The sequence below is a fragment of the Photobacterium nomapromontoriensis genome (assembly GCF_050336815.1).
Lineage (GTDB): Bacteria > Pseudomonadota > Gammaproteobacteria > Enterobacterales > Vibrionaceae > Photobacterium > Photobacterium nomapromontoriensis.
On record NZ_JAKJSL010000040.1, the window covers coordinates 1 to 24,844 of the forward strand.

Annotated in this window: 33 protein-coding genes and 1 pseudogene; 9 read left to right on the forward strand and 25 right to left on the reverse strand. The window is 42.1% G+C overall.

What is annotated here, in order from left to right; translation table 11 throughout:
- From L4D12_RS17050 to L4D12_RS17090, 9 genes and pseudogenes are all read right to left on the reverse strand, one after another.
- Positions 1-196, reverse strand: a pseudogene (locus L4D12_RS17050) (rolling circle replication-associated protein); the annotation flags it as partial.
- Positions 177-410, reverse strand: a complete 234-nt coding sequence (locus L4D12_RS17055) for a hypothetical protein (protein WP_428449036.1) — start codon at positions 408-410, stop codon at positions 177-179. The gene L4D12_RS17055 and the pseudogene L4D12_RS17050, both read right to left, overlap by 20 nt.
- Positions 410-568: a hypothetical protein gene (locus L4D12_RS17060; RefSeq protein ID WP_428446281.1), complete on the reverse strand. Its 159-nt coding sequence runs from the start codon at positions 566-568 to the stop codon at positions 410-412. The genes L4D12_RS17055 and L4D12_RS17060 overlap by 1 nt, the downstream gene beginning before the upstream one ends.
- On the reverse strand, positions 565-852 hold the full coding sequence (locus L4D12_RS17065) for a hypothetical protein (RefSeq protein ID WP_428449037.1): 288 nt from the start codon (positions 850-852) through the stop codon (positions 565-567). Before L4D12_RS17065 ends, L4D12_RS17060 begins: the two co-directional genes overlap by 4 nt.
- Complete coding sequence (locus L4D12_RS17070) at positions 849-1,043, reverse strand: hypothetical protein (RefSeq protein ID WP_428449038.1); 195 nt, start codon at positions 1,041-1,043, stop codon at positions 849-851. The genes L4D12_RS17065 and L4D12_RS17070 overlap by 4 nt, the downstream gene beginning before the upstream one ends.
- Complete coding sequence (locus tag L4D12_RS17075; protein ID WP_428449039.1) at positions 1,040-1,243, reverse strand: hypothetical protein; 204 nt, start codon at positions 1,241-1,243, stop codon at positions 1,040-1,042. The genes L4D12_RS17070 and L4D12_RS17075 overlap by 4 nt, the downstream gene beginning before the upstream one ends.
- Positions 1,240-1,470 (reverse strand): DUF3850 domain-containing protein, encoded by a 231-nt coding sequence (locus L4D12_RS17080; protein WP_428449040.1) that lies wholly within the window; start codon positions 1,468-1,470, stop codon positions 1,240-1,242. Before L4D12_RS17080 ends, L4D12_RS17075 begins: the two co-directional genes overlap by 4 nt.
- A complete protein-coding gene (locus tag L4D12_RS17085; protein ID WP_428449041.1) occupies positions 1,467-1,628 on the reverse strand; it encodes a hypothetical protein in 162 nt (53 codons plus the stop codon). The genes L4D12_RS17080 and L4D12_RS17085 overlap by 4 nt, the downstream gene beginning before the upstream one ends.
- Before the next feature lie 113 nt (positions 1,629-1,741).
- On the reverse strand, positions 1,742-1,981 hold the full coding sequence (locus tag L4D12_RS17090) for a hypothetical protein (protein WP_428446275.1): 240 nt from the start codon (positions 1,979-1,981) through the stop codon (positions 1,742-1,744).
- Positions 1,982-2,126: 145 nt separating this feature from the next.
- On the opposite strand from L4D12_RS17090, the gene L4D12_RS17095 reads away from it, so the two are divergent.
- Positions 2,127-2,390 (forward strand): helix-turn-helix domain-containing protein, encoded by a 264-nt coding sequence (locus L4D12_RS17095; RefSeq protein ID WP_428449099.1) that lies wholly within the window; start codon positions 2,127-2,129, stop codon positions 2,388-2,390.
- A gap of 147 nt (positions 2,391-2,537) precedes the next feature.
- Positions 2,538-2,735, forward strand: coding sequence for a hypothetical protein (locus L4D12_RS17100; RefSeq protein WP_428449042.1), 198 nt, complete (start codon positions 2,538-2,540; stop codon positions 2,733-2,735).
- Positions 2,736-3,044: 309 nt separating this feature from the next.
- Here L4D12_RS17100 and L4D12_RS17105 read toward each other — a convergent pair whose 3' ends face one another.
- The 5 genes from L4D12_RS17105 to L4D12_RS17125 all read right to left on the reverse strand — a co-directional run bounded on the left by L4D12_RS17105 (position 3,045) and on the right by L4D12_RS17125 (position 6,369).
- Positions 3,045-3,275, reverse strand: coding sequence for a hypothetical protein (locus tag L4D12_RS17105; protein WP_428449043.1), 231 nt, complete (start codon positions 3,273-3,275; stop codon positions 3,045-3,047).
- 393 nt (positions 3,276-3,668) lie between these two features.
- Complete coding sequence (locus L4D12_RS17110; protein ID WP_428449044.1) at positions 3,669-3,860, reverse strand: hypothetical protein; 192 nt, start codon at positions 3,858-3,860, stop codon at positions 3,669-3,671.
- 944 nt (positions 3,861-4,804) lie between these two features.
- Positions 4,805-5,275, reverse strand: a complete 471-nt coding sequence (locus L4D12_RS17115; RefSeq protein ID WP_428449045.1) for an ASCH domain-containing protein — start codon at positions 5,273-5,275, stop codon at positions 4,805-4,807.
- A 56-nt stretch (positions 5,276-5,331) separates the two neighbouring features.
- A complete protein-coding gene (locus tag L4D12_RS17120) occupies positions 5,332-5,733 on the reverse strand; it encodes a DUF6232 family protein (protein WP_428449046.1) in 402 nt (133 codons plus the stop codon).
- 312 nt (positions 5,734-6,045) lie between these two features.
- Positions 6,046-6,369, reverse strand: coding sequence for a hypothetical protein (locus tag L4D12_RS17125; protein WP_428449047.1), 324 nt, complete (start codon positions 6,367-6,369; stop codon positions 6,046-6,048).
- Positions 6,370-6,922: 553 nt separating this feature from the next.
- On the opposite strand from L4D12_RS17125, the gene L4D12_RS17130 reads away from it, so the two are divergent.
- The 3 genes from L4D12_RS17130 (at position 6,923) to L4D12_RS17140 (ending at position 9,467) form a co-directional block, all read left to right on the forward strand.
- Positions 6,923-7,429 (forward strand): hypothetical protein, encoded by a 507-nt coding sequence (locus L4D12_RS17130; protein ID WP_428449048.1) that lies wholly within the window; start codon positions 6,923-6,925, stop codon positions 7,427-7,429.
- 270 nt (positions 7,430-7,699) lie between these two features.
- Positions 7,700-8,770, forward strand: coding sequence for a RelA/SpoT domain-containing protein (locus L4D12_RS17135; protein ID WP_428449049.1), 1,071 nt, complete (start codon positions 7,700-7,702; stop codon positions 8,768-8,770).
- A 112-nt stretch (positions 8,771-8,882) separates the two neighbouring features.
- Positions 8,883-9,467, forward strand: coding sequence for a YbhB/YbcL family Raf kinase inhibitor-like protein (locus L4D12_RS17140; RefSeq protein ID WP_428449050.1), 585 nt, complete (start codon positions 8,883-8,885; stop codon positions 9,465-9,467).
- Between the two features lie 117 nt (positions 9,468-9,584).
- Here L4D12_RS17140 and L4D12_RS17145 read toward each other — a convergent pair whose 3' ends face one another.
- Entirely contained in the window at positions 9,585-9,935 is a 351-nt protein-coding gene (locus tag L4D12_RS17145; RefSeq protein ID WP_428449051.1) for a DMT family protein, read from the reverse strand.
- A 382-nt stretch (positions 9,936-10,317) separates the two neighbouring features.
- Here L4D12_RS17145 and L4D12_RS17150 point away from each other — a divergent pair, with 382 nt between their 5' ends.
- The gene (locus L4D12_RS17150; RefSeq protein WP_428449052.1) at positions 10,318-10,710 is read left to right on the forward strand and encodes a response regulator; all 393 of its coding nucleotides are present in this window, start codon (positions 10,318-10,320) and stop codon (positions 10,708-10,710) included.
- Between the two features lie 178 nt (positions 10,711-10,888).
- Positions 10,889-11,119, forward strand: a complete 231-nt coding sequence (locus tag L4D12_RS17155) for a hypothetical protein (RefSeq protein WP_428449053.1) — start codon at positions 10,889-10,891, stop codon at positions 11,117-11,119.
- A gap of 40 nt (positions 11,120-11,159) precedes the next feature.
- Here the strand turns inward: L4D12_RS17155 and L4D12_RS17160 are convergent, their stop codons facing one another.
- The 3 genes from L4D12_RS17160 to matP all read right to left on the reverse strand — a co-directional run bounded on the left by L4D12_RS17160 (position 11,160) and on the right by matP (position 12,533).
- Positions 11,160-11,558: a PPC domain-containing DNA-binding protein gene (locus L4D12_RS17160; protein WP_428449100.1), complete on the reverse strand. Its 399-nt coding sequence runs from the start codon at positions 11,556-11,558 to the stop codon at positions 11,160-11,162.
- A gap of 119 nt (positions 11,559-11,677) precedes the next feature.
- Positions 11,678-11,983 carry a DUF3634 family protein gene (locus L4D12_RS17165; protein WP_428449054.1) on the reverse strand — a complete coding sequence of 102 codons (306 nt, stop codon included), beginning with the start codon at positions 11,981-11,983 and terminating at the stop codon, positions 11,678-11,680.
- Positions 11,984-12,080: 97 nt separating this feature from the next.
- Positions 12,081-12,533, reverse strand: a complete 453-nt coding sequence (gene matP / locus L4D12_RS17170) for a macrodomain Ter protein MatP (RefSeq protein WP_428449055.1) — start codon at positions 12,531-12,533, stop codon at positions 12,081-12,083.
- A 220-nt stretch (positions 12,534-12,753) separates the two neighbouring features.
- Between matP and L4D12_RS17175 the strand changes: the two genes are divergently transcribed.
- Together L4D12_RS17175 and fabA are read left to right on the forward strand one after the other, a co-directional pair.
- Positions 12,754-14,436, forward strand: a complete 1,683-nt coding sequence (locus tag L4D12_RS17175) for an AAA family ATPase (RefSeq protein WP_428449056.1) — start codon at positions 12,754-12,756, stop codon at positions 14,434-14,436.
- Positions 14,437-14,504: 68 nt separating this feature from the next.
- A complete protein-coding gene (gene fabA, locus L4D12_RS17180; protein WP_428449057.1) occupies positions 14,505-15,020 on the forward strand; it encodes a bifunctional 3-hydroxydecanoyl-ACP dehydratase/trans-2-decenoyl-ACP isomerase in 516 nt (171 codons plus the stop codon).
- A gap of 179 nt (positions 15,021-15,199) precedes the next feature.
- On the opposite strand, the gene rmf is transcribed toward fabA, so the two are convergent.
- From rmf to pyrD, 7 genes are all read right to left on the reverse strand, one after another.
- The gene (rmf, locus tag L4D12_RS17185) at positions 15,200-15,373 is read right to left on the reverse strand and encodes a ribosome modulation factor (RefSeq protein WP_428449058.1); all 174 of its coding nucleotides are present in this window, start codon (positions 15,371-15,373) and stop codon (positions 15,200-15,202) included.
- Between the two features lie 180 nt (positions 15,374-15,553).
- Positions 15,554-17,650 (reverse strand): DUF3466 family protein, encoded by a 2,097-nt coding sequence (locus L4D12_RS17190; RefSeq protein WP_428449059.1) that lies wholly within the window; start codon positions 17,648-17,650, stop codon positions 15,554-15,556.
- A complete protein-coding gene (locus L4D12_RS17195) occupies positions 17,650-19,578 on the reverse strand; it encodes an ABC transporter ATP-binding protein (RefSeq protein ID WP_428449060.1) in 1,929 nt (642 codons plus the stop codon). The genes L4D12_RS17190 and L4D12_RS17195 overlap by 1 nt, the downstream gene beginning before the upstream one ends.
- Entirely contained in the window at positions 19,565-19,873 is a 309-nt protein-coding gene (locus L4D12_RS17200) for a glutaredoxin family protein (RefSeq protein ID WP_428449061.1), read from the reverse strand. The genes L4D12_RS17195 and L4D12_RS17200 overlap by 14 nt, the downstream gene beginning before the upstream one ends.
- A 3-nt stretch (positions 19,874-19,876) precedes the next feature.
- Positions 19,877-22,012 (reverse strand): bifunctional 23S rRNA (guanine(2069)-N(7))-methyltransferase RlmK/23S rRNA (guanine(2445)-N(2))-methyltransferase RlmL, encoded by a 2,136-nt coding sequence (rlmKL, locus tag L4D12_RS17205; protein ID WP_428449062.1) that lies wholly within the window; start codon positions 22,010-22,012, stop codon positions 19,877-19,879.
- 950 nt (positions 22,013-22,962) lie between these two features.
- Positions 22,963-23,508, reverse strand: coding sequence for a cell division protein ZapC (locus tag L4D12_RS17210; protein WP_428449063.1), 546 nt, complete (start codon positions 23,506-23,508; stop codon positions 22,963-22,965).
- Positions 23,509-23,813: 305 nt separating this feature from the next.
- A complete protein-coding gene (pyrD, locus tag L4D12_RS17215; RefSeq protein WP_428449064.1) occupies positions 23,814-24,824 on the reverse strand; it encodes a quinone-dependent dihydroorotate dehydrogenase in 1,011 nt (336 codons plus the stop codon).
- Between the last annotated feature and the right edge of the window lie 20 nt (positions 24,825-24,844).

Sequence of the window (24,844 nt, forward strand, 5' to 3'; positions counted from 1 at the left end):
ATAAATAATAAGCATTGTCACGGTTAACGCGATTTAAGTCCCAAAGTCTTTGCGGTGTGAACGGTTCTGGCCGCGCACCACAAAAATCGAATCCTAAAAAACCAGCATGATAGCTGGCTTCATTGTCTTTGGTGATGTTTGCGGGCTGAACGGCGCCCGCAACAAACAGGAGATCGTTAGGAGGGAGCATTGGCATCTGCTTCACCTTTCACAAAACAAAAACTATCCGGCATCATGACCAAATGAGCGCCATGGTTGTTCAATAAATCGTGCGCGTCTTCTTGGCTTATCAAGTCAAAACCATCTGCTGTTTCTATAGCCTCTTTTGAGGGAGCGACAAATACTTGTAATATTTGCCCCGGCCAAATGACTTTCCCAAACGCGGCACAAGGTGAAGTGGTAATCAGCATTAACATCCCTCTAATTCGATAAGTTCACGACGACATAAAGCCGCATCATTTAAAAACTGAATCGCCAAACGGCGCTCGCCGCTGAGTCGGTAGTTACGCGCAAGTACAATACTGGCGCGGATTTCCCTTTTCAGGAGGTGGTAAAGGTTATGATTCATGACAGGCCCCCCATAACATCAATTGCTTTCGTAAAGGCTTGATATACAGCTCGAAACTCTGCGGCTTTATTCAAATAGAATCGGGCTCTATTCTTCTCACCTTCTTCCCGGTAATACTGTGCGACCTGAATGTTTTTCTTTGCCTCATCAAGAGCATGCAATGCAAAAACATCAGCAACCATAGCGGTTTCAAGTGGTACATCTGCAACATGCAATGGCATGGAAGAAACCGCCGCCCCCGAAGGGGCTTTGGTGACTTGCTTAGGGATTCGGTTAGTTGTCATGACATCACCACCAAACGGCGGTTTGAGTCCACCGGAATTATTGCGATTGGATAATGTACGTGCGTCGGCTCATTACCTGCGAAATCAACACACTGAGCAACAGCACGGTAAAAGTTAGTTTGAGGTGTGAATGGTAAAGGCTTGTTTACCACTGCGCCGGAATTTGAGTACCACTGAATGGAGGCGCTCATGATTGCACCTCCAATATCACGGTGAGTAACTGAGGTTTCTTACCTTTGGCCTTCAATGCATCCATGACTGATTCAGCAACGCGAGAATCACAAAATATCTGACTTCCAGCCAATGACCATGCAGTAAGCACTTGGCCTGACTTACCAAAACGGCAAAAATATCGGTGCCCAATTTTGATAACTTTCGCTTGAGCTCTCATAGTGCACCTCCTCCTATCCAATCAAAGGAGAAAACGATATAGCCGTCTTGTTGTGCAAAATCAGTAATGTATTTAATTCGAACGATGATGTATTGGGTACCATCACTTAGGCAGATACGATCACCCACTTTGAAATCACGGTCATTCTTACGAATTTCAAAGGTCTTATCACCATCAATAATGGCCTTTAGATATTCGGTTTTGATTTTCAAGTCATGGATGTTCATAGCTCACCCCCAAACGCTCTGCGGTTGAAGACATCCTGTAATTTCTGTGACTGCTGAAAATTTGGCTTACGGCGATTGACCATCACACTAGTTGCAGCGGCTTGAGCTTTAAACAAATAAACAATATCAATGCCATCAAGGCAATACATGTAAGCCATTCGTATTGCATCCTGCGAAAGACTAAAGGGGCATTTATAATATCGTTTTAAAAGGTCTGCTCTACTAGCGCGCTCAGCCTGATAGAACAATTTATATAGTTCTTTATGAACATTCACAGCACACCCCCTTTCGCCATCATGGCGCGGCGGGCTTGAACCTGAAAAGGTCGGCTGAAACGGAAATCTTTACCGCCTTGGGTGCGGCATCCGGTATTGAGGCCGAAGCGTTTGCGGAGTGATTGAACGATGGTGAGTGATTTTTCAGTAAGTGCTTTATCAAAATTAGCCGTGCCCGCCATATCTGGGCAAGGTTTGTGTATTGGACTGATTACATTTTGTTTGACTGTTTCCATGTCTGTATCCCCATACAAGCAAGTGTGTGTTTGTATGAGTAATTATTAGCAACTTAAAAATTACTAGCAACCCTAGGGTTAGTATAGGAATGATCATTTTGATCGCCTATGATTTAACAAACTATGCATATTTGGCGGCATATTGATGAGCTACACAATTGATTTACTTCTTCAGGTTAAGACTAGGTTTAATCTGTCCTCTGACTATCAACTAGCGAAGAAGCTAGGGGTTAGTTCTGCACGTGTAAGCAATTGGATGAAAGGTAAGAATAACCTAGATTGGGACACTGCCTTTCAAGTGGCTGATTTACTTGAAATTAATGATCAAAATGTCGTCTACGGCTTATTGAAAGATAAATACGAAAACCCTAGATTTATCAGTGCATTAAGTGACAGAAGCCCCGCCTGATTGGGGCTTTTTTAGTTTACCCATACTATACATAATGCGCACCAAAGGTGTTAGAACCATTTAGAAGTGTCAGGTTTGAGCCAGTTAGAAATGTCATGTTGAACTACCTTCAGAGCTTGGTATTTACTGTGCTCTGGAGCCAATGAGATGTTGGTAACCATGAACAACAAAGACATTTTACGCCTGAACGCTATCCGCGATGCGCTGATGCTGCACGTATCCTTTCAATCAGTGTTCGCCAAGTTCAACGACTGGTCACACGGTTTCGTCAATTTAGCGCAGCTGGCCTTCGAGGTAATCCATCTTCAAATAAAATCAGTGCCGATATTCGATACCGCAGCCTGAAGTTGCTCAATGAAAAATATCCTGACTTCGGTCCAACTCTCACTCATGAAAAACTCTCTGAAGTTCACGGCATTCACATCTCATTGGAAACACTGTGCCAATGGATGATCGCAGACGGCCTCTGGATACCTCATGCCAAACACAGACCTAAGATCTACCAACCCCGCAACCGGCATGATTGCTTGGGTGAACCGATCCAGATCGACGGCTCTCATCATGACTGGTTCGAAGGTCGAAGCCCTCATAGGCCAATCGTAAACAAGCTCCCTAACCTTTATTCGTAAAAAAGCCCGCGTTTTCGGGCTTTTATCATTCACAGATACTGAACAGTTCTGAGTTATCTTTATCAATCAATTCAGTCATGATAAATATTTCCTTTGATAAGGCTTCATATTCATCAGTGCTTAGCATTGGCCAAATATCTCTCGCCATTTTTTCAGTATTGAATCGCCTTAATGTGGCATCTTGAAGAGCTAAGCAATTTGCTCTTGTGACGTATTTTGATTTCCCTTGATACGCCCAAACTATCGCTTCGCTCAACAACCCGCATCCTTTTAACCTCAAATTTTGCACCGTTACCTTTAATCCATTCACCTGCAACTTTTTGAGATATCAATTTCCTGTGTCATATAACGTTGCTGGCGTTATTTTCAATTGGTCAAATGCACTCACCTGATTATTCTCATCAGGGTTATTACTGAAACAATTAAAACTCAGTGTAAGCAGCGATAAAATAATAAATGGTTTCATGTTCGTCCTTGGTGTTTTTAGTTCATCCAAGTAGGACACAATAAAATTGAGTTGGTGTTCAAGTCATTTTGGTCAATATGCGAGCCAGTCAACTATCACTCATTTCGCTACTCATTTTCCATTCGAGTTTTATGAGCTGCTTCTCATGTTGAGCCAGCATTTTCTTAAGTTGACTCATGGGCTTTAACCAAACGAAATAGCAAGTAAGAGATAATTAGAGTCGGAGATGTAGAAAACAGCGTAATGATTTCCCCCATCCAAATCCCCTAGTCTTTTTCCTTGCGAACCGTATAGAAGAAACCAATGGCGACGGCAGCGATCGTCGGAAGCAAGCTCTTTAGGGCATGGCGCGAATTTGCTTTGAAGTAGTGCCATGTCCTACTCCTTAACCAATCACGTCTTCGACGCCATCAACGTTGTTTGATGCCCATACTACAGAACCCGCAACCAGTAATGCAATCACACCTGTGATCACATGGCCTTTGGTTTTTGCACTCATGTTGTTTGCTCTCTGTTGGTTTACGTAAAAGTCCCCAACAGAAAAGCAAATGATTCGGTTTTAAGACAAACACAAAAAACCGCTAAAGCTATAGCCTTGCGGGCTTTTGGAAATTTGACTTGAAGTAAAAAATAACGACTTGTTAGTTTATTTTTCAATATAATACCAACCGCATACGCACGGTGTTCCACTAGTGCGTTGTTTGTCAGTCTATATAAATATGTAACGTGCACCCTCATCATTAAGTGAATTTAATTTGTTACATCGTCACTTTTTGAGGTTTTACTTAATTATTCGTGTGAAGCACGCCCTATTTGCTTAACATTTAACCATGCCACTACGATGTTAGCTTTATAAAAACTCAAATACCGAGCATTAAGACTTATCTGAGCCATTCCATTTCTCAACCTTATGCTTTTTCAGCAATAAAAAGGATATCATTAAATAGAAGAGCTCGATTGGAATAAGCAACATATAACCAGTCAATGTTAATAGTTCATCATTAACAATATTTATGAATACTGTTTGAGTAAAAATCAACGTTAGAAAATATAAGACTAATAATTTACGATTTAAGAAAAAAGTAATTAATCCAATAAACCAAAAAAGCATCATATATGATTCAATATCATTCGACCAAAACCCAAAGTTTACGTATTCACCGGCTATAAATGATGGTCCAAAAGGCATTAATGAACCATAGATAGTGGTATTCCCTGCATTCGCCGCAAGATTAAAACTTAATAGAATCCATATACACAGCAATACTACTCTTTTCAAAAACAACTTCATTCTTTATATTCACAGCAAAAACTTATTATCATGTGGAATGATGAACCACATGGAATTTTTCTAAAACAAGCACCATGCTTTCGTTTGGCTCAATACCTAATTCATAACATTCCGTAGCGAAAAAATCCCAATGAGTCTTGCGCCACCATTTAAGTGAACGATCACCTTCTCCTTCTGCATAAGCAAATTCAGCGGTAACTTCATTATATTTACATGTTTCAACTGAATCAGTTTCAATAATACAAATTGGCTTTCCATCCCAATCAACGACGACTTGTAAATGCCCAACCGTTGGCATTGGTTCTTTACCTGACTCATACCAAATGATCTGGCTACACGTTGCTGCCTTTTTGCCAACGCGAATTAATTCAGCACATAAATTGGCATTATATTCATCGGCACAGAAATAGTCAGAGCTGAATGATTGATACTTTTCACGTTCATGCTCACTTAACGCGTTGAGGTAATTGTCTAAAAATATTTGAGATTGTTCTTCCATGAAACCTCTTAACTGCGTTTACTCATTGAGTTTGATGATAACAACGATAAGAAATGTTAGATGATTTTTTGCTTTAGCTCAATGACTAGCTTTTTGAATAGTTTGCTGTCCGCTTTAGAGTAAGATTTTGCTACATTGACCCACTGCAACCCTGTCTCATCGATGTGCTTAAACTCTACTTGAAGTGCATAACGAGAGCACCGAAACAATGCAAATATAACTGCTACAAGAGTAAGACTCGCGACAAGAATGACTAACCATTGAGGGACGCTATCAACCGCTGCAATTCCGAACCAAAGACCGGCAGTAAAGACAACGAGCCAAAATACAAGCTGCCCAATATTATCAAGAAGACTTAACTCTTTAACTCTCACATCATTGATTTTCGATAACGGATAAGTATCTCTCTTATAGCTAAACGCATTATCTTGAATTCTGAAGTCGCTTTCTTGATACATATTCCCCACCATTCATTTTATTGATATTTCAGCCAATGCAAGTACATGAGAATAAGAGCATATAATTACGCGTCATTTGTTGATGCAGTCTACATTTTTTGAGTACATACAATCATTTTTGCATCATAAACTTAAGACCTAGCCAGATTTTCTATGGATGTTGCAAAGTGATGGTGATTACAGAAAAGAGTATTCTTGGCCAACTATGGTAATGGGTTCGTCCTATACTCTACAATGCATAAGGCACTTAGTTTCGTACAGCCACTATTGAGATAAGAAACATCTCACGCGTTTACTCAATGGCCGCTCCCACTATTTCCAGCGAATGGGACCGATGACGCGACTCCATCTTCTTTTAATCATTTCCAAATTAAAATTTTCAGCCTCACACTTGGCTTCTTGATATGAAGCAAACCATGATGCAATCAATGCCAACATAAATAGCGAACAAAAGCCGAATACCACGACGGGAATATAAAATAGTTCTGTCATAAAAGTACTTTGCCAACCGATGAAGCTTCCAGCCCAATCACGGATTCTTAGGCTAAGTAAAAACAGAATTGTGCTGCTGGCGAAATACATGAGCAAACGGTTGAGATGTGAAAGCGCTAGCCGATTAAAATCACTGAATACCATAACTCTTACTAATGAGTTGGAGACTAAATTATGGATAGATTACAGTCATTTACTTCAATACTTAAGAATTACTTGAATTTATGTTCTTAAATTATGCTAGGCAGCACATTATGTATTTATTTGTCTTCAGTGTGAGGTGGGTTATTCATGAATATATGATTTTAATTAAACGTTACCACGTCACCAATTTGTATTGTATGTGCAATTATAAATCAATCCGGTTGTTATTTGATGCTTTCATTGGCACCTTACATAAGGATGCCATTCTATATTGACTGTTGCGCTTAAATATCATACAAGCATGATGAGTTAACTCCTTTCTGAGTTAGATTTTCAGCTTACTGGGTTCCCATATGGCGATTATCAAGCATATCCACCTTAACTACCATTAATCTTACCCATAAAAAAACTGCAGAAACCAGACATATAAACCTCTCATGCCCAGATATGCAGACGGCAATGCTGGTTGTATGTGTAAAATCAATACTTCATGCATTTCACACTGATAATATACCTATCCGCTAAGTGTTATCGAAAATGGATGGAGCAACAAATGAAAAAAATCTTGATTGGAACAACTTTCTTATTGGCCTGTGGTCAAGTCCAAGCGGAAGGTGAGTTTTCAGGTGTGATTACCAATCAGGCTAAGGAATGGGGTGTGAACCAGTGTATCCAAGAGATTCAGACCATGGATAAGTTTCTTAATGAAAATGCAGGTGCCAATGGTGCTTGGTCATCATCAGCAAAAGATCAAGCGTCAGACCGACTGTTCTCTTCACTGAATATCAAGAAGTATAATGATGGCACTTGGGGTTATGCCACTCTATCAGTCACGCCTGGTATTAATGGGAAGTGTGACGGTACGCTAATGCAGATGATCACTTTCCCTAATAAATCCTGTAATGCTGTTCGTGAGACCACATACAAGGATTACAAATATATCGGTGAGTTAGCGGGTAAAGCCGTATATGAAAGTGGTTCAACCAAAGCGGTACTAGAAGATCTTACTGGGAGTTGTATCGCAATTCGCTATGAGACGCTATACCCTGTTCCTCGATAAACACCAGCCATAAAACTGTTATCACGGTCACTTATCCCAAGTGACCGTCCCTCGCCTCCCTTACAAATCAAGACGTAATACTCATATAACAAAATGATCGTCACTGCTAAGATCTAATCTGTTTAATCTAGAATTCAATCACCTCTCTTGCATTACCGACCAGAATGAACACAATTTACGTTACACTTATTTCAGAATAACGATGACGTTCTTTGATGTGATAGGTAGCTTGGGTTCAACCATTGTTGGTTTGCCCAATAAAGGATCATTATGACGTTAACTAAAGAAGTCTTTCTAGCTTCAAATAACATAGACATCCAGGCATTAGAGCGATCTCACCTTAGCTGGGATGAGTTAATCGCGATTGGCCAGCACCATAAGCAAAGAATATTGGAACTGTCTGAAACCGCGGAATTTTTTGTGAAACCTATCCAACGTTGTGAGAATGTACATTCAGTTAGGTGGCGCGTTAAAAATTATCAACATTTAATGGAAAAGTTGATCCGCAAAACAGATCCTGAATCCTCATTTTTTAGCGATAAATACAGTAATATCTCAATTGATAATTATGATGATATAGTAACGGATTTAATTGGGGTTCGTGCTATTCATCTATTCAAAGATGACTTCTTGCCTATCGATAAATTTCTCCGTTCAAATTGGCCGACTCAAAAACCAACCATTGTGTACACACGAAGTGGCGATGATACAGATATATACCGTGATTTAATTGATGACTATGAAATTAAAAATCATCATTATGGCTACCGTTCCATTCATTATGTTTTAAACACGAAACCGGCCAGCAGAACGATACATGTTGAAGTGCAAGTGAGAACCATCTTTGAAGAAGGATGGAGTGAAATAGACCATAAAGTAAAATACCCTAACTTTTCCGACAATGAACTAGTGTCATACTTTCTTAGTGTTTTCAATCGCCTAGCTGGAAGTGCTGATGAAATGGGCTCGTTTGTTAAAAACTTAGTTGCAAAACTAGATAGTTACGATGAAGAGCTCGCACAAATTAGCGCTGAAAATGAAAAATACATGAGCCGTATTGATGAGCTATTAGTCGAATTAGAACAGTCTCATGAGAAAGATAAAGATACGTCATCCACAATTACTTCCCTTAAGCATGAAATTAGTAAGCTAAAACAGAAATCACTTCATAGCCGAACATCATCAAAACATTATACAGCGAGAAGCAATGCTATCTTACCTGATGGATCATTAAAACAAAATGCTGATTTAGTTCATGACAAAGATATTGCATTAAATAATCAGTCAAGCGTGTCAATCATTAAAACGAGCAAATCAATCCATAAGCCAAATACAAAATAACCAGCTTTCTTTATTGTTTAGTGCTCATGTGGCATATAGTGATTATATTGCGGATGCAAAACAGTCAGCCTACGCTTAGTCATGTCCTATACATAATGACGAGGAATTTAAGATGGGAATGGTTAAAGCAATTTCAATGGCGGTTTTATTAACAGGCATATCGACTTATGGAGCCTATGATGCGATTGCCGCAGATTCAAAAAAAACGATGACGTTGACCAGCCCTTCAGTCACAAATGGTGAGTCATTAACGAAAGATCAGGTTTTCAATAACTGGGGCTGTACCGGTAAAAATATTTCCCCAGAGTTAACTTGGTCAAACGTACCTGATGGGGCGAAAAGTTTCGCGGTGACCATGTATGATCCTGATGCTCCGACAGGAAGTGGTTGGTGGCACTGGATGGTGATAAATATTCCAGCCAAAGTCAAAACTCTCGAAGCACATGCCGGTAATGTGAATAATGAATTCTTACCCGCAGGTGCAGTTCAGGTTATTAATGATTTTGGATTTAAAGGATTTGGTGGTGCGTGTCCACCAGCTGGAGCAAAGCCACATAATTATACAATCACGGTTTATGCATTGGATGTCGAAAAATTAGATTTACCTGAAAATGCACTTCCCGCTCACGGCGGCTATTTGATCCACCAGCATGTTATTGCTGAAGGGAAACTGATTGCCCCAACGTCACTAAGATAAATGTGACCCCGTCACTATTGATTGGCTTAATCACGTGTATTTAACGACAATATTAAGCCAATCTCCGGCATCGGTAACCGATGAAAGCGTGTTACGGCATAAGTGACACTGTCGCTTTTAAGCAAATTTGCTGCGAAAGGCGAAATACACCGCTCCGACCAAGCATATTCCCGCCCACAGATAATCAAGTTTAAGTGGCTCGCGCAAATAAAACACCGAGAATGGTACAAAAACCATTAAGGTGATCACTTCTTGCATAATTTTCAACTGCCCTACATTCAGAGAGGTGTAACCTATCCTATTTGCGGGAACTTGTAGTAAGTACTCGAATAATGCAATCCCCCAGCTGATGAGCGCAGCAATAATCCATGGCTTATTGTTTAGCTCCTTTAAGTGTGCATACCAAGCAAAAGTCATGAAGATATTACTGCAAACCAACAGCGAAATGCTGATAATGATGGGGTTCATTGTGCCCTCTGTATAAGACGTTTTATTAGCCCTATTCAGTTCCCTTTTCATTATTTAGGTACTAATTAACGGTGGGCTAGGAAAAATTTGCGCGAGTATCGCTGGTTTATCTTTTTCAAGCAATATAAATGACATTGTTTTTGTGTTGTATAGCCAGAAAATTATGTCGTATTGAGTAAAATATAACTTACCTAAACCATAAGTTATAGTGCACTAGAATAAGCAAAGTATCCACCGTTATTTTATCCGCATGACTCTCTTTATGTTTGATCACATAATTACAACTTTTTGATTACGCCTGATTTTTTTTTACTCTATGATATAACAATAACGAATGATTGCCTCGGCATGGATGTGCCAAACCGTTATCAATAGGAATAGTATGAATCGATTTCTCATCATTGAAGATAATAAAATGATGGCGAATATACTCGCACAATTATTACGCAAGAGCACAAATATTAATAAGCTTTATTATGCCCCAGGGGTCAAGCAAGCGTATGCCCTGTTACTCAGAAAAAAAATTGATTGTGTCTTTCTTGATCTCAATCTAGAAAGCCCGTTAGATGGCATGGAGATCCTCGATTTCATACAGAAACAACATCCTGACTTATCCGTCGTTGTCGTGACTGGTGATAGTGAGATCGCTACAGTCAAACGTGTTATCTCTTATAATCCGAATGGTTATATTGTAAAACCCCTTTCACTATCGAAAGTAATCAACGCCTTAATGAAAGCAAATAATGTCTCTATTGACGCCAATGTAATCCCTTAAGGTATCAACCAACGAGAACCATAATGATTGCAAAAAGGCATAACAGCCAAAATACCAGCCCGACAAGATGCAATCTAATTTATTGACAAGTTGAACATTATAGCCATAATGCTTTCTTTTTATTATTTTTCATTAGTTTATGGCCATTACAATACGAGACATCGATAAGCATTACTACATGATCGAAGATCTTAAAGTCTTAACCGAAAGTAATGTAACAACCAAGGCGCTCATTAAAGGCGGTTACCTTGCCGTTGATCTTGGTAAGCAACTTGAAGAAGAGAAACAGCGTCGGCTAGCTGCTGAACTGGCGCTGGCAGAGCTACAACATAAAGTGCAGCTTTATCTAAGTAGCCAACAAGCGTTAATACATGCCGTGGCGTCCCCTTCACCTAAGACTAAGCATTAACACGCTCTCAGCCATTTTCGTCAGTTACCCTTGAAACACACTATTTGGGGGTAACCACCAGCTCTGTAAAGCCCGTATTAGGGTCAAAATGGCGATGAAATGCCATATTCTGATAAGCGGCTAAACATATTTCTGCCGTGAAAGAGACGATACAGCCATCAACAAGGTGCCCGCCATATACTGCACCAGTTTTATCTGCAACGGCAATATGCAGATGAATGTGATCCGGTGTTAATGTTCCCATAAGGGTCAGTATTTCAAGTGGTCCATCTAATACCAACTCTTGTGTTTCATTAGCCAAACGGATCTTGGCACAAGACAAACAGCCTACTCCACTCAATAAAGAGCCCGCTTCAATACCATTTGTTTGAACATACGCCAGAATAGCGTGTTTTAAATCATCACCTTCAGTCAAGCGAAAAGCATGGGGGATCATCAGCATTGATACCTCTTAAGATGTCAAATTAAGCCACAGACTCGCAGCTTGGGTACATTATAATTGACGTAAAAACAAAAAGGCTTCCGAAGAAGCCTTAGCTGTAATGCTATCATAATCGACTAAGCACGTTTACCACGCTTTTTCGAACCACCGGTATGCGGGTAAACATTATTAATACGTTGTTTCACCTTACTCGGCACCGTCTTAGAAAATGTCAGCTTGGTCACAAAGCGATTCTTATACACTTTGACCTGACCTGAAAAAGGTTGTTTATGCGCGATGTCTTTACAGCCAATGAGAAAACCGTTTGGAATATCTCCCTTCTGCTTTGTCAGCTTACCGTCTTCAAAGGTGAGCACGATAATAGGCCTGTCTTTGAAAACAAGAATAAACACGACAATCGCCAGGACAATAACATACTCCATACCGTACTCCCTTTGTAACCTAATTTTTAGTGAATCAGTGATAGTAAACCAGTAACCTATTTCTCGCTGACAACACAGAGATCGATAGGTAGAGCAGCTATTCTAAATCTAGCAACTCATGCAAGTCATTCTTAATATCAAGCACTCTCTTACTAGCTTGTTCGGTCTTATTCGATTCACTTAGCAAGTATTCAATCGTGTCAGATAAAGTACAATCAAGATCTTTCGATTTTTCAGCCAGTTTTTCCCATACCCGATAATCTAAATCGATCGATTTCTTTCGCGTATGAACCTGTTCCGCGTTAAAATGGCGTTTTCGCTTCGCCCTGATGGCTTGCTTAAGCTTGTTATCAAGCTCTGGCGACATATGCTTATCTATCCATTTAAGCACTTTCGTTGGTTCATGTTCGATGGCAAGAAGCTCTTCTACAGCAGCCGTCGCTTCACTGGTGTCAATGTAGTGAGTAACAGACTCACTTTCTTTCCATTTTTTCACCAAATAATGCCATTTCCAACCGGCTTCCAGATTTTCAAGCTGCTGATATTTCATAGTCTTTAGAGATTCTCGATATGCCCATACTCATGGGTGACAGTGTAACTGTAGGACAGGTAAAGCTCAATTCTCTTTTTAAATTTAAGCAATTGTTTTTAAGTTGATCTCACTGCAACTGCAAATGAAGTAAATAACATCACCGTCTAGCTATTATGAAGCTATTGATTCCTTTATACTGCTGTCTTTTTCACACTAACGACATAAAAAGCACAAGCCCATGCATGAAGAAACCTGGCGTACAATGACTCCAGACTACACTGAATACCAAACCATATTGGATCAGTATGACGATCTCTCCCCAGCAGTAACCGGAACATTACAAGATCGCCTAACGGACGCTGTACGTCGGTTTACTGCTGTCGAACTTCAGCCTCGCGTATTACGTATTATCGCGCCGGATAACAAAGTGTATCGCGATTATGTGATTGAGCTAATTGCTCAGTACAATAATGAAGCGTCGCCAATCATTGTTGGGGAGAATGTCACCGAACAAAGCCTGTTTGGGGCGGTATACCCACCTATCGAAGAAAATAACATTCATAAACAGCAGATTAAGCATGGTTTAGTGCATCAGGCTAACAATGGGTATCTGGTTCTTTCTGTTGGCTCTATCTTAGCAAACCCAAGTCTTTGGCCTCGCCTTAAAAGCGTGTTGATGAACGGCTCGCTGGAATGGCAGGCCGCATCAAATAAAACACTGTACCCTCTGCCACCAGCTGAGAAACTCAACATCAAACTAGTACTGATCGGCGATCGCTACTTAATGGGTGAGCTAGACAATGCTGAGCCTGATATCGCTTCCGGCTTCACCATGTATAGTGAGTTTGAACAAGATCTACTGATCAACCAAGACAACCTGCCGCTCTATCTCGCTTATCTTAAGTCGATTATCCATACCGCTGCTTTACCTGAGCTTGCCGACGCCGAAGCACTAATCATGGTGCTCAAAACAGGCGCTCGACATGCTGAAGACCAAACCCGTATACCTCTTTGCCCCATCTGGCACCAGAGCTTACTCTGTGAAGCTGCACTGGAGTCACAGGGTAACATCATTACGGCGAAGCATATTCAAGATTCAATTGCTGCCCGAGAGTACCGTGAGTCGTACCTGCCAGAGCGTGCCATTGAAGACATCCATCACGGTCAGGTATTGATTGATTGTCAAGGCGAGCAAGTGGGTCAGGTCAACGGGCTAACCGTGGTTGAAGTGCCTGGGCACCCTCGTGCCTATGGTGAACCTGCTCGTATCTCGTGCGTTGTCCACTTTGGTGATGGTGATATTGCCGATGTAGAGCGCAAGGCGGAGCTAGGTGGCAATATCCATGCTAAGGGCATGATGATCATGCAGGCCTTCCTGAGTGCAGCGTTAGATTTAGATCAAGCCCTTCCGTTTGCCGCTTCTATCGTATTCGAACAATCTTATTCCGAAGTGGATGGCGACAGTGCCTCGCTGGCCGAATTATGCTCACTGGTTTCAGCATTGGCTATCCAACCTATTAATCAGCAAATAGCCATTACGGGTGCAGTTGATCAATTTGGCCGAGTACAGGCCGTGGGCGGGATTAACGAAAAGATCGAAGGCTTCTACAAGGTTTGTGCTTACCGTGGACTAACCGGCAGTCAGGGTGTTATCTTGCCGAAAACAAACATGACCAACCTTTGCCTAAACGATGAAGTGCTTGAGGCCATTAAAGCCGGTCAATTCCACCTATGGACAGTAGAAAGTGTCGACGAAGCCCTACCGCTACTAACCGGTAAGGTTTTCCGTAGTGAAGACGAAGATGATGATGAGACATTACTGGCGCGTATTGCACTGCGCATAGATGCTTTCCATCTTGGCTTACACGATCACGAAAGCAATTGGTTAATGCGTATACGCAACTGGTTTGTCCAGCACTGATCCGAGTTGTTTGGCGTACAGGTGTAAGCTAAATTGCTACCATAATTTTCAAGGAGCTTTACAGTCTGATGAAACGCCAGCAATCTTTTAGTTATGACGAACTCGTTGCATGTGGTAAAGGCGAACTTTACGGTCCTGCTTTTCCTTCCTTACCATCTGACAACATGTTGATGATTGATCGTATCGTTACTATCACTGATGAAGGTGGTGAGCACGGTAAAGGCTTCATCCATGCTGAACTGGATATTAACCCAGACCTTTGGTTCTTTGACTGTCACTTTAAAGGTGACCCTGTCATGCCGGGTTGCCTTGGCCTTGATGCAATGTGGCAGCTAGTGGGATTCTTCCTCGGCTGGGCTGGCGGTGAAGGTAAAGGCCGTGCTCTGGGTGTAGGTGAAGTTAAATTTACTGGCCAAATCCTACCGGATGCAAAAAAAGTAACGTATGACATTCAGCTTAAGCGAGTGATTAACCGTAAACTTATCATGGGCGTTGCTGACGGCCGTGTCCTTGTTGACGGTAAAGAAATCTATGTGGCTAAAGATCTAAAAGTCGGTCTTTTCAAAGATACATCAGCATTCTAATCCCCTGCTCATCTCAAGCGCTACAAATAAAGGTCGCCCTAGGCGGCCTTTTTGTTATCTGTCTTAATCTAATACGCGACAACGTAACGCATCAAAGCCATCAATAGGTGCCAACATTAAGAGAAAGAGCCCCTGTTCCTAATAGGGGCTCAATAAGGGTGATATGAAGGGAATGTGGTTTATTTGAACAGGCCAGAATTGAGGTCTTCTCTTGCTTCTCGCCATCCGCCTAGCCAATTAGTACGGGCGTCCGTTGATTGATGTGGACATTCTTCACTGGAACGACCATTGATACCAGCTTTATAGCCTTGAGATTGTGCGCGTTCCAAACGATCCCGCTTTTGTCTCTTCATAGTACGATCCTCATCCTTATTCAGTTATTCATGTTTCATTCATTACGATTGCATAATGATGGAGTTTTTGTGACTCCACTATTAAGAATTGGTCAAACAGGCATTTTGATCAACCCCAGAAACAAATCAGGCTCACAATTTGTGAGCCTGATTAAATAACGAACACATTTTGCAGAAATTTTACTTCCTGCGACGGAAACCCAACCAGCCCAATACCACTAAACTTAACATACCCAATGAGGCACCATTGCGTTTAATAACGGTTTCAGCTGCAGGACGCACTTCAACTGTCGGATTCTCGCTAGCAGCAATTGGGATCAACTTAACAGCAACTGTACGTTCTGAATTGGCCTCTCCATCTTTACAGAGCGATTCATTGGTTAGATTATCGTAGCCACCTTCACATTTGAACGCCGTGGCTGAAATAACACCTGCGTCATTAATGCCTGTCGCTTCAAAAATACGATACTGGTTTGCCGTTGCAGAGTCGGCACCACCATTGGTCAAATCATCGAGTAAGTAAACATCCCCTTTCTTCAATGCTGCAGAACCAGGTAGATCCCCCATTGCATAGGTAAATGCACGCTGGCGACGGAAACGGCCATCAACCTGATTAACCGTTTCAGCATCAACCTTACCCACGATTTGGTCATGGTTGTTAATCGCCGCCGCATAACCATTGGCACCGGTGAAGAAGATAGGCGATACGCTACTATCTAAAAACGTCGGAGAGGTAGGTTTGGTTTTGTTGTTGTACACAAACATACGCTCTGCATACGAACGATCGGTCGACTTACTGTTTTTCGCTACACCGATCACGATATCGTTATTGTTGATATCCGTTGCCATGCTGTAATGCAGAATCTGCTCGTTATCACTGTCACGCATTGGCATGCCAGGAATAATGGTGCGTTTCCACGCTTTCTCAGCAACATCCGTCGTATTAGGCTTTAACTCCCACACGGCGGCACGAATCGCATAATAATCTTCGTTGTTTTTGTCGATCGAGGTTTTATACACAGAGTCGGTAGTAAAACCCACGACAACTGGTTTTTTGCTATCAGCATCACCCACCAGCGACACCGCACGAGCACCGGCTTGATAACTACGATCGCCATCATCATCAGGATCAAGCGTCGCATATGCGCCATTACTGGCCACACGATCTGACAATAGCTTCGACGTGACATCGCCCGTTGTACCGTCCACCGACCAGAATACTGCATCGTTAGCAAATACAGTTAACTGGCACTCTTTGGTAGCATAAAACTTATCTAAATCTCCACCCAATTTTGCACAGTTATTAAATTCACTATCATTAAATGTCGGATCATTGGTCGCGTTATTATCCGGCACTTTATTGTCATCATTCATGTTACTCAGGCCAAAAGAGGCACTGCCAACAACAAGTAATGAACCCGCAGGATACTCAACAGCATCAAACGCTAGTGACTGACCGGCATTTTTAACTAATGGATCCGCCTGAAATGGGTCAAGTCGAACTGTCTGGCTTGGCGTTACAGGATCACCGTAGTTAACGAAACCGCGTTTGTTAAACTGACGCGCAAAACGGCCATCTTTTTCAAAATAGGCTCCGCTCGCAATACCCAGAGCAAAATTACTGCCTACGCTGTTGATCACTGTATTGGTTGATGAATGCACACCATCATTATCTACAATTGAACCAAGCATCGGAACAATCGCAGCATCATAGCCCGTTGCTTTGCTGGCAAAGGTTTCGACAGGAGAAAAACTCCCCGTACCGAGCATCGCCGTAGCATTGGCGTAATAATTCTTTGTCCACGCCTCTTGCTCTCGAACTAAGCCACCAAAACCGGTTCGGTCAATAATATCATGCGAGTTATAGCCTTTACCGTAATACTGGGTTCGAGCCCAGTTATCACAGGTATTCGGACCTATATTACGCTCGCAGTAGAAAAACAAGCGATCTTCATCATTGATTTCTTGACGGTTATCGCTGATATATGGCACTACATCGCGATAAGGAATGCCATCAGAGCCCAAACGACTCTCACCAAAAACGGTATAATTATCCGCACTGCAAGCGCCATCAAAACAGTTATCTGCACCAGATGATGCCGAAATACCCTGTCCATAGAACTCAACCGTATCAGAAGCGTTTAAATCATAATAGTTCTGGCTGGCTACAGAGGTGTCACCCGTAACTTCTACAACTTTATAAACCGCCGCATTGGCACCCGTTGCGCTGGCGATAAGCATCGCCAGCGTTGATAACTTTAATGTCTTATGTTGCATTAAGATTCCTTTTGCATTGCCTCAAGCTCTTCCCAACGCTCAAATGCCAATTCAAACTCGGCTTCTACTTCAGCCAAACGGCTAAGTGTCACGTCCGTGTCATTTTTCACGTCTTGGAAAAAGGCAGGATCATTAATTTGCTCCTGCAATTGAGCAATTTCGTTTTCCAGTTCTTCAATTTTAAGCGGTAGACCATCTAGCTCTCTTTGAAGCGAATAAGAAAGCTTCTTTTTAGGCGTAGAACGGGTCGTCTCTCGCGACTTATTATTTTCTTGCTTTTTCTTGGCCTGCTCAAATTCAACAGCCTGCTTTTTCGCAATATTTGTTAGAGAGTTAGCTCGTTGCTCTTGAGCATCATGATAACCGCCTACGTATTCTTCGATAACCCCATTACCTTCAAAAATCCAGCTTGTCATCACAGTATTATCAACAAACTGACGATCGTGACTGACCAAAAGCAATGTGCCCTGATAATTGGCAAGTATTTCTTCTAAAAGTTCCAATGTTTCGATATCAAGATCGTTGGTTGGTTCATCAAGAATTAATAAATTATTTGGTTTTAGGAACAGCTTAGCCAATAACAGTCGGTTCTTCTCACCACCAGAAAGCGCTTTGACAGGTGTACGTGCACGACGTGGGTGGAATAAGAAGTCTTGTAAATAACCCAATGCATGACGTGTCACACCATTAATGGTGACTTCTTGCTTACCATCAGCGAGGTTATCAATGACGGTTTTTTCTGGGTCTAAAATTTCACGGTACTGGTCAAAATATGCGGCATCAATCTTAGTACCACAGTGGAACTTACCCGATGTTGGAGTCAATTGTTCTAGCATCACTTTTAGTAAGGTACTCTTACCACAACCATTCGGCCCGATAAGTGCGATACGATCGCCACGCATCACCGTAAAGCTGAAATCTTTGATGATCTGTGCATCACCATAGCTGTATGAGATGTTCTCCGCTTCAAAAACAATCTTACCAGAGCGGCTACCGTCATGAAGCTTCATATCGGCTTTACCCATCACTTCACGGCGCTCACTACGCTCAGCACGTAACGCTTTTAGCGCCCGCACTCGCCCTTCATTACGGGTACGACGAGCCTTAACGCCTTGACGGATCCACGCTTCTTCTTGCGCAAGCTTCTTGTCAAATTCAGCATTTTGTTCTGCTTCTACACGCAGCATCTCTTCTTTGGTTTCGAGATATAGTTCGTAGTCACCCGGGAAAGAAACCAGTTTACCGCGATCTAAATCCAGAATACGTGTCGCCATCGAACGAATGAAGGCACGGTCGTGAGAGATAAAGATAATTGAACCACGGAAACTCTTCAGAAAACCTTCCAGCCATTCGATCGTTGCAACGTCTAGGTGGTTGGTGGGCTCATCGAGCAGCAAAATATCAGGATTACAGACCAATGCTCGAGCCAGTGCGGCTTTACGTTGCCAGCCACCAGATAAGTCGCTAAGCAATGTCTGCGGAGCAAGGTTCAAGCTTTCTAGCACCGTGGTGATTTGATTATCAAACTGCCACGCATTGGCATGGTCAATTTTTTCTTGCGCTTTCATTAATTTATTTAGATTTGATTCACTTGGATCAACCGTAATCAAATCCAATAAGTGATGATACTCTTTCAGCACCTGGCCGACTTCAGCTAACCCTTCAGCAACATAATCAAACACATTGCCTTCAGCGTTACGCGGTGGATCTTGTTCCAAACGAGAGATTTTCAGTTCTGTCTGACGCTGAATGCTACCGTCATCAAGCAGTACATCACCAGTAACCACTTTCATGAACGTGGATTTACCCGCACCATTACGGCCCACTAAACAAACACGTTCATTGGGCTGAAGAACGAACTCTGCTTTATCAAGCAAAGCGTGATCACCATACGCAAGTTGCGCGTTACTAATATTAATTAAAGCCATTCTTTTTTAACCATGCTGCAAGGTCGACACGATCAAACGGCCAACCAAGTTCTGAAATTGAGTGTGTAGACTTATCAAAACCCGCATCTGAACTCACAGAGCGCATTTCTGAAGTCGTTAATATTACAGGTTGTGTGGCAACAACCGGAATTGTGACGCCGTAACGAGAAAAGAGCACGTCATCAAAGGAAATGTCTATTACCTGAACGTGCTCTTTTACGCCGGCTTGAACGAGCAGGCTGTAAGCCTGCTCGCATAGGTGACATCCCTCTGTGCTATAAAGCGTGATTAGCACCTATTATTCCTTGTGGGTAATGATCCAGCAGTTATGGATCTGCTTATTACGCGCAAAGTCCATTGGCAAGGTTTTGTCTGAAATGTTCTTCGCATGTAAACCCAACTCTTCCAGCTTCGCGAAGTCCATTTTGAAGTGACGCTTATTATTCGAGAAGACAATCTGGCCATTAGGACGCAGCATACGCTTTAGGTTCTCTAACAACATGATGTGATCACGCTGTACGTCGAAACTTTGGTTCATACGTTTAGAGTTAGAGAACGTTGGCGGATCGATAAAGATCAGATCAAACGTATCATCCACTTCTTGCAGCCACTGCAAGCAATCAGCTTGAACAAACTGGTGCTGAGGACCCACATGGTTATTGAGCTCCATGTTTTCCTGAGCCCAGCGCAGGTAAGTATTCGACATATCAACCGTCGTGGTTGATTTTGCACCACCACAAGCAGCGTGACAGGTCGCAGAACCCGTATAAGCAAACAGGTTTAGGAAATCCTTGCCTTCCGCCATCAAGCCTAATTTACGGCGAGTGATGCGGTGATCCAAGAACAGGCCTGTATCGAGGTAATCATACAGGTTAACTTTCAAGTCAACGCCGTACTCATTCACAATCAGATGGCGCTCGGCACTAGAAAGCTTCTGATATTGACTCTTACCTTTCTGACGCTCACGCACCTTCAGGATAACTTTGTTGTTATCAACACCTGTCACCTGAATAGTAGCGCGCAAGATATCCATAATACGACGACGAGCAATCTCTTCCGGAACCGTCTTCGGCGCTGCGTACTCTTGGATAATCAAAAAGTCATTGTACTTATCGATGGCCGCATTATAGTTAGGCAAATCAGCATCATACAGACGGTAGCAATTTATACCCTCTTTCTTTGCCCACTTACTGAGCTTCGCAATGTTCTTTTTCAAACGGTTGGCAAAATCAGGCGCGACTTGTGTCTCTTCGAGCGTACCTTCTTGCTCACCTTCGGTATGCTTCACCGCACCCGCAGTAATTAAGTAAGTTTTCAGCACACAATCAAGCGCACCGTTACTTAGCTTGAACTGCTTGTCAGCACGCATGCGAAGACAGCTCAGTAACTCATTGGATGATGAGTAAATCGCGGCAGTAGAGCCAGCAAATGCCAACTTCAATCGATTACCGAATTCAGTGTATAGCGAGATAAGCTCTGGCGTTGTACCTAGACGCTCACCATATGGAGGGTTACACAGGATAATACCGTTAGTGAATCCCTCAGGGCATGTTAGCTGTGTCGCATCACCATATTCAAAATCAATCAGGCTCTTAACACCTGCTCGACCCGCATTATCACGAGCGATAGTCAAAACACGACGATCCATCTCGCGACCAAAGAATTTGGTTGTCACGTTTGCTACACCACGACGCGCTTTTACTGTTGCTTCTGCGTGTATTTCAAGCCAGCCTTCTTTATCGAAATCTTTGATTGACTCAAAACCCCAACGTTTACGCTTTAGGCCAGGAGCGATCTGAGCAGCCATCATTGCCGCTTCAATCACTAAGGTACCCGAACCACACATTGGGTCTAATAATGGTTTCTCTGGTGTCCAACCGGATTTCATCACCAATGCAGCGGCATGTGTTTCGCGTAGCGGTGCCTTACCCGCTTCACTACGATAACCGCGCTGGTGCAAACCACTGCCCGCCATATCCAAACCAAGAATACCTTTTTCGCCAGACAGACGCATATGAATGCGAAGTTCAGGGCGTTCACGGTCAATGTTTGGACGACGAAGATCAGCTTTAGTGAAGCGATCGACAATGGCATCTTTTACTTTCATCGCACCGTATTGGCTATTGCGGATCTCACGGTTTGTACCATTGAAATCAACGATGATGCGCGTATCACTGCCAAAATAATTGGTCCAGTTGATGGCGGCGGCACCTAGGTACAAATCCATATCATCACGAACAGTAAATTCACTCAATACTTGAATGATACGTGACGAGATACGAGTCCAAAGACAGCAACGATATGCGGTGGCCTGTTCCGCTTTAAAACGGACGCCAGCATGTACAACCTGAATGCTCTGGGCACCCAATTGCTCTAATTCTTCTGCAAGGAGGTTTTCAAGGCCTCGTGAAGTGATAGCTAAATATTGATTCATGGAGTTCTTTTCGCACTTATGTTGCGGTGAATTATAACTGAAAACACCGTAAATACCTTGCGCTAAAAAGAAGTTAAGCCGTCATTTAGCTAAAAAAACAGCAACAGCACAATATGGGCACTGTTTACGACTGTGGACAGTCTTTTATTCCCCTCCGTCTAAACCGATAAAAATCATATATCAAGCCGATAAAAATAGTGAAAAATCATCGTTTCCCAATAGAAACAATTTAATTAATCATTAATTATCAACACGTTAAAAACAGAATCAACAATGATTTGCTCAGAAAACATGACCATTGACTGAGCGTATTGGCAAGTACCCACCAATCCTAGCGTACAACCTGCATATACTAGCCCCTTAAGTTTCCCAATAGGAAATAGTGACCATCGTTAAGCGTTCCATTTGTTATCACCATGAAATTAAATTACACAAATATGGAAATTGAGGAAATATTAGAGTACTTATTGCCATGTTACAGGCTAGAAATCGGTTTTTATGCGAGAATAAAGCGGCAAAAGAGGAAAGGAAAATAGACAATATTGATAAGAATTTTAGAGTTAGATCACTGGCGTAGATCACTTTTTAATCACGAAATAAGCCTGTAGCCTTAGAGCTGATTAAAATACGATAAAATAAATTAGACTTTCGTATATCTATGCAATGAATAAGATAGGTATTTGGGGCTGATGATGAGCGTATCCATAACATGACACTTAGCTTAAGATGTGTCATAAACACCATCTCGGTACTAATTGTCATCACTGAATTTAGTTTAAGATACCGGATTCAGAGCATATTCAGCTCATCCACTTCAATATCAATTTAGCGGAAAAGAGAGTACCACGAGCGCGATCCTCTACCGCTATACCTAATATTGAACGGTGCTTGAGGGAATACAATGAGGGGCACAAAATGAAGAGGATGCGAGATGGCTAGGGTGCGAGTGCCTAACCAACAAGAGCAAAACTGATTGTCATCTCCTGAGGCTGCTCAAACACTTCCATGCGATCGTTCATCACCTTGATGATGTCACAGAACTGCATGTCTTTGGTTGAGGTCAGAGCTAATGGTTCAACATCAGCCATCATACACAGGCTGGCACAGCCGCTGTTTTCAATAATAAGATAATTGGCCTGGCCTAATTCCGTCTGCAACGTCACAATATCGCCACTTTCCGGATTACAGCCTGCCCTTTTCTCTAAAAAAAACCAGCTTTTTGGCATCATGGGTTTATGGAATCGACTGGCCGTCACAGCATTTAAGGCAAGCTCTGCTTTACGCGGCGCAGAGAGAGCAAGCCCAGAAAGGCTCTCAAGATAAGTTTGATACACCGTCGCATCGTCAACGGTAAAATCAGTTTTAGTAAAAGCACAAGGAACAAGGTGCTTGGTTGGAATCGCCACACGGAAAACCATCTCATCGCCCAAATCAAGCATCAGAGCATCATTTTGTTGGTCGTAATACCACTCCCATGAATTATTAGGTTTCAACATGTTAACGCTCCAAAATTCCGTTTGTTTTCTACTTATCCAATGCGTGAAACAAAACTTTAGAAGAATTTTACTTTGTACTCTGTAAATAAAAAGAGGAAATAAATGGCATGATCTTGATGACAAGTACTGTAAATTTGACAACTTTTGAGAAAAATCGCTTTTGTCATACACCTTAAATAAAAAAAAGTACCTACCGGATCAATCCAATAAGTACTTTGATTTTCAATGGTTACTATCACTGATACCACTACAACTCTATCAGTAATGGTGCATCATGTAACATCGGTTAACATGACATTGTAACTTTAAAGATTATCAACAATATCTTTAACTAGTTTAGGCCCATGGTAAATGAAGCCCGAATAAACCTGTACCAAACTGGCACCAGCCATCATCTTCTCACGTGCAGAAATCGCTGAATCGATACCACCCACTCCAATTATCGGTAGTGCGCCATTTAGCTCTGCTGCAAGTAAACGGATGACTTCAGTACTGCGATTCTGTAATGGACGGCCACTGAGACCACCCGCTTCATCACAATGAGGCATATTCTTAACCAATGCTCGATCTAATGTCGTATTGGTTGCGATCACGCCATCGATCTCGTTCTTGATCAATGATTCTGCGATTTGCTTAATTTCATGATCTTCCAGATCTGGTGCGATCTTCAGTGCGAGCGGGATATATTTCCCGTGTTTCTCTGCTAACTCTTTCTGCTTCACTTTCAATTGTGCTAACAGATCATCAAGCATTTCACCGTACTGTAAAGTTCGAAGTCCAGGTGTGTTAGGCGATGAAATATTGACAGCAATATAACCAGCATGCTGATAGACCTTCTCCATGCAGATCAAATAGTCTTCAGCACCCTTTTCTATCGGTGTGTCTTTATTTTTACCGATATTAATACCGATAATTCCGTCATATTTCGCTTTCTTAACGTTCTCCACCAAATTATCAACGCCTAGGTTATTAAACCCAAAACGATTGATAATACCTTCAGCAGGAATAACGCGGAAAAGGCGTGGTTTATCGTTACCAGATTGCGGACGAGGCGTAACTGTTCCTACTTCCACAAAGCCAAAACCCATTGCGCCGAATGCTTCTATACATTCGCCGTTTTTATCAAGGCCAGCAGCCAATCCAACAGGATTTTTGAAGGTGAGACCCATCACTTCAACAGGACGATCAGCGACATGTTGACGATAAAAAAGATCAAGAGGAGTACCAGTAAAGCGAGAAAAGTTCTGAATAGCTAGATCATGCGCTTTTTCTGCATCAAGCTGGAAAATAGCGGATCGAGCGAGGCGGTAAATCATTGTACCTCCTAAAAAAAGCC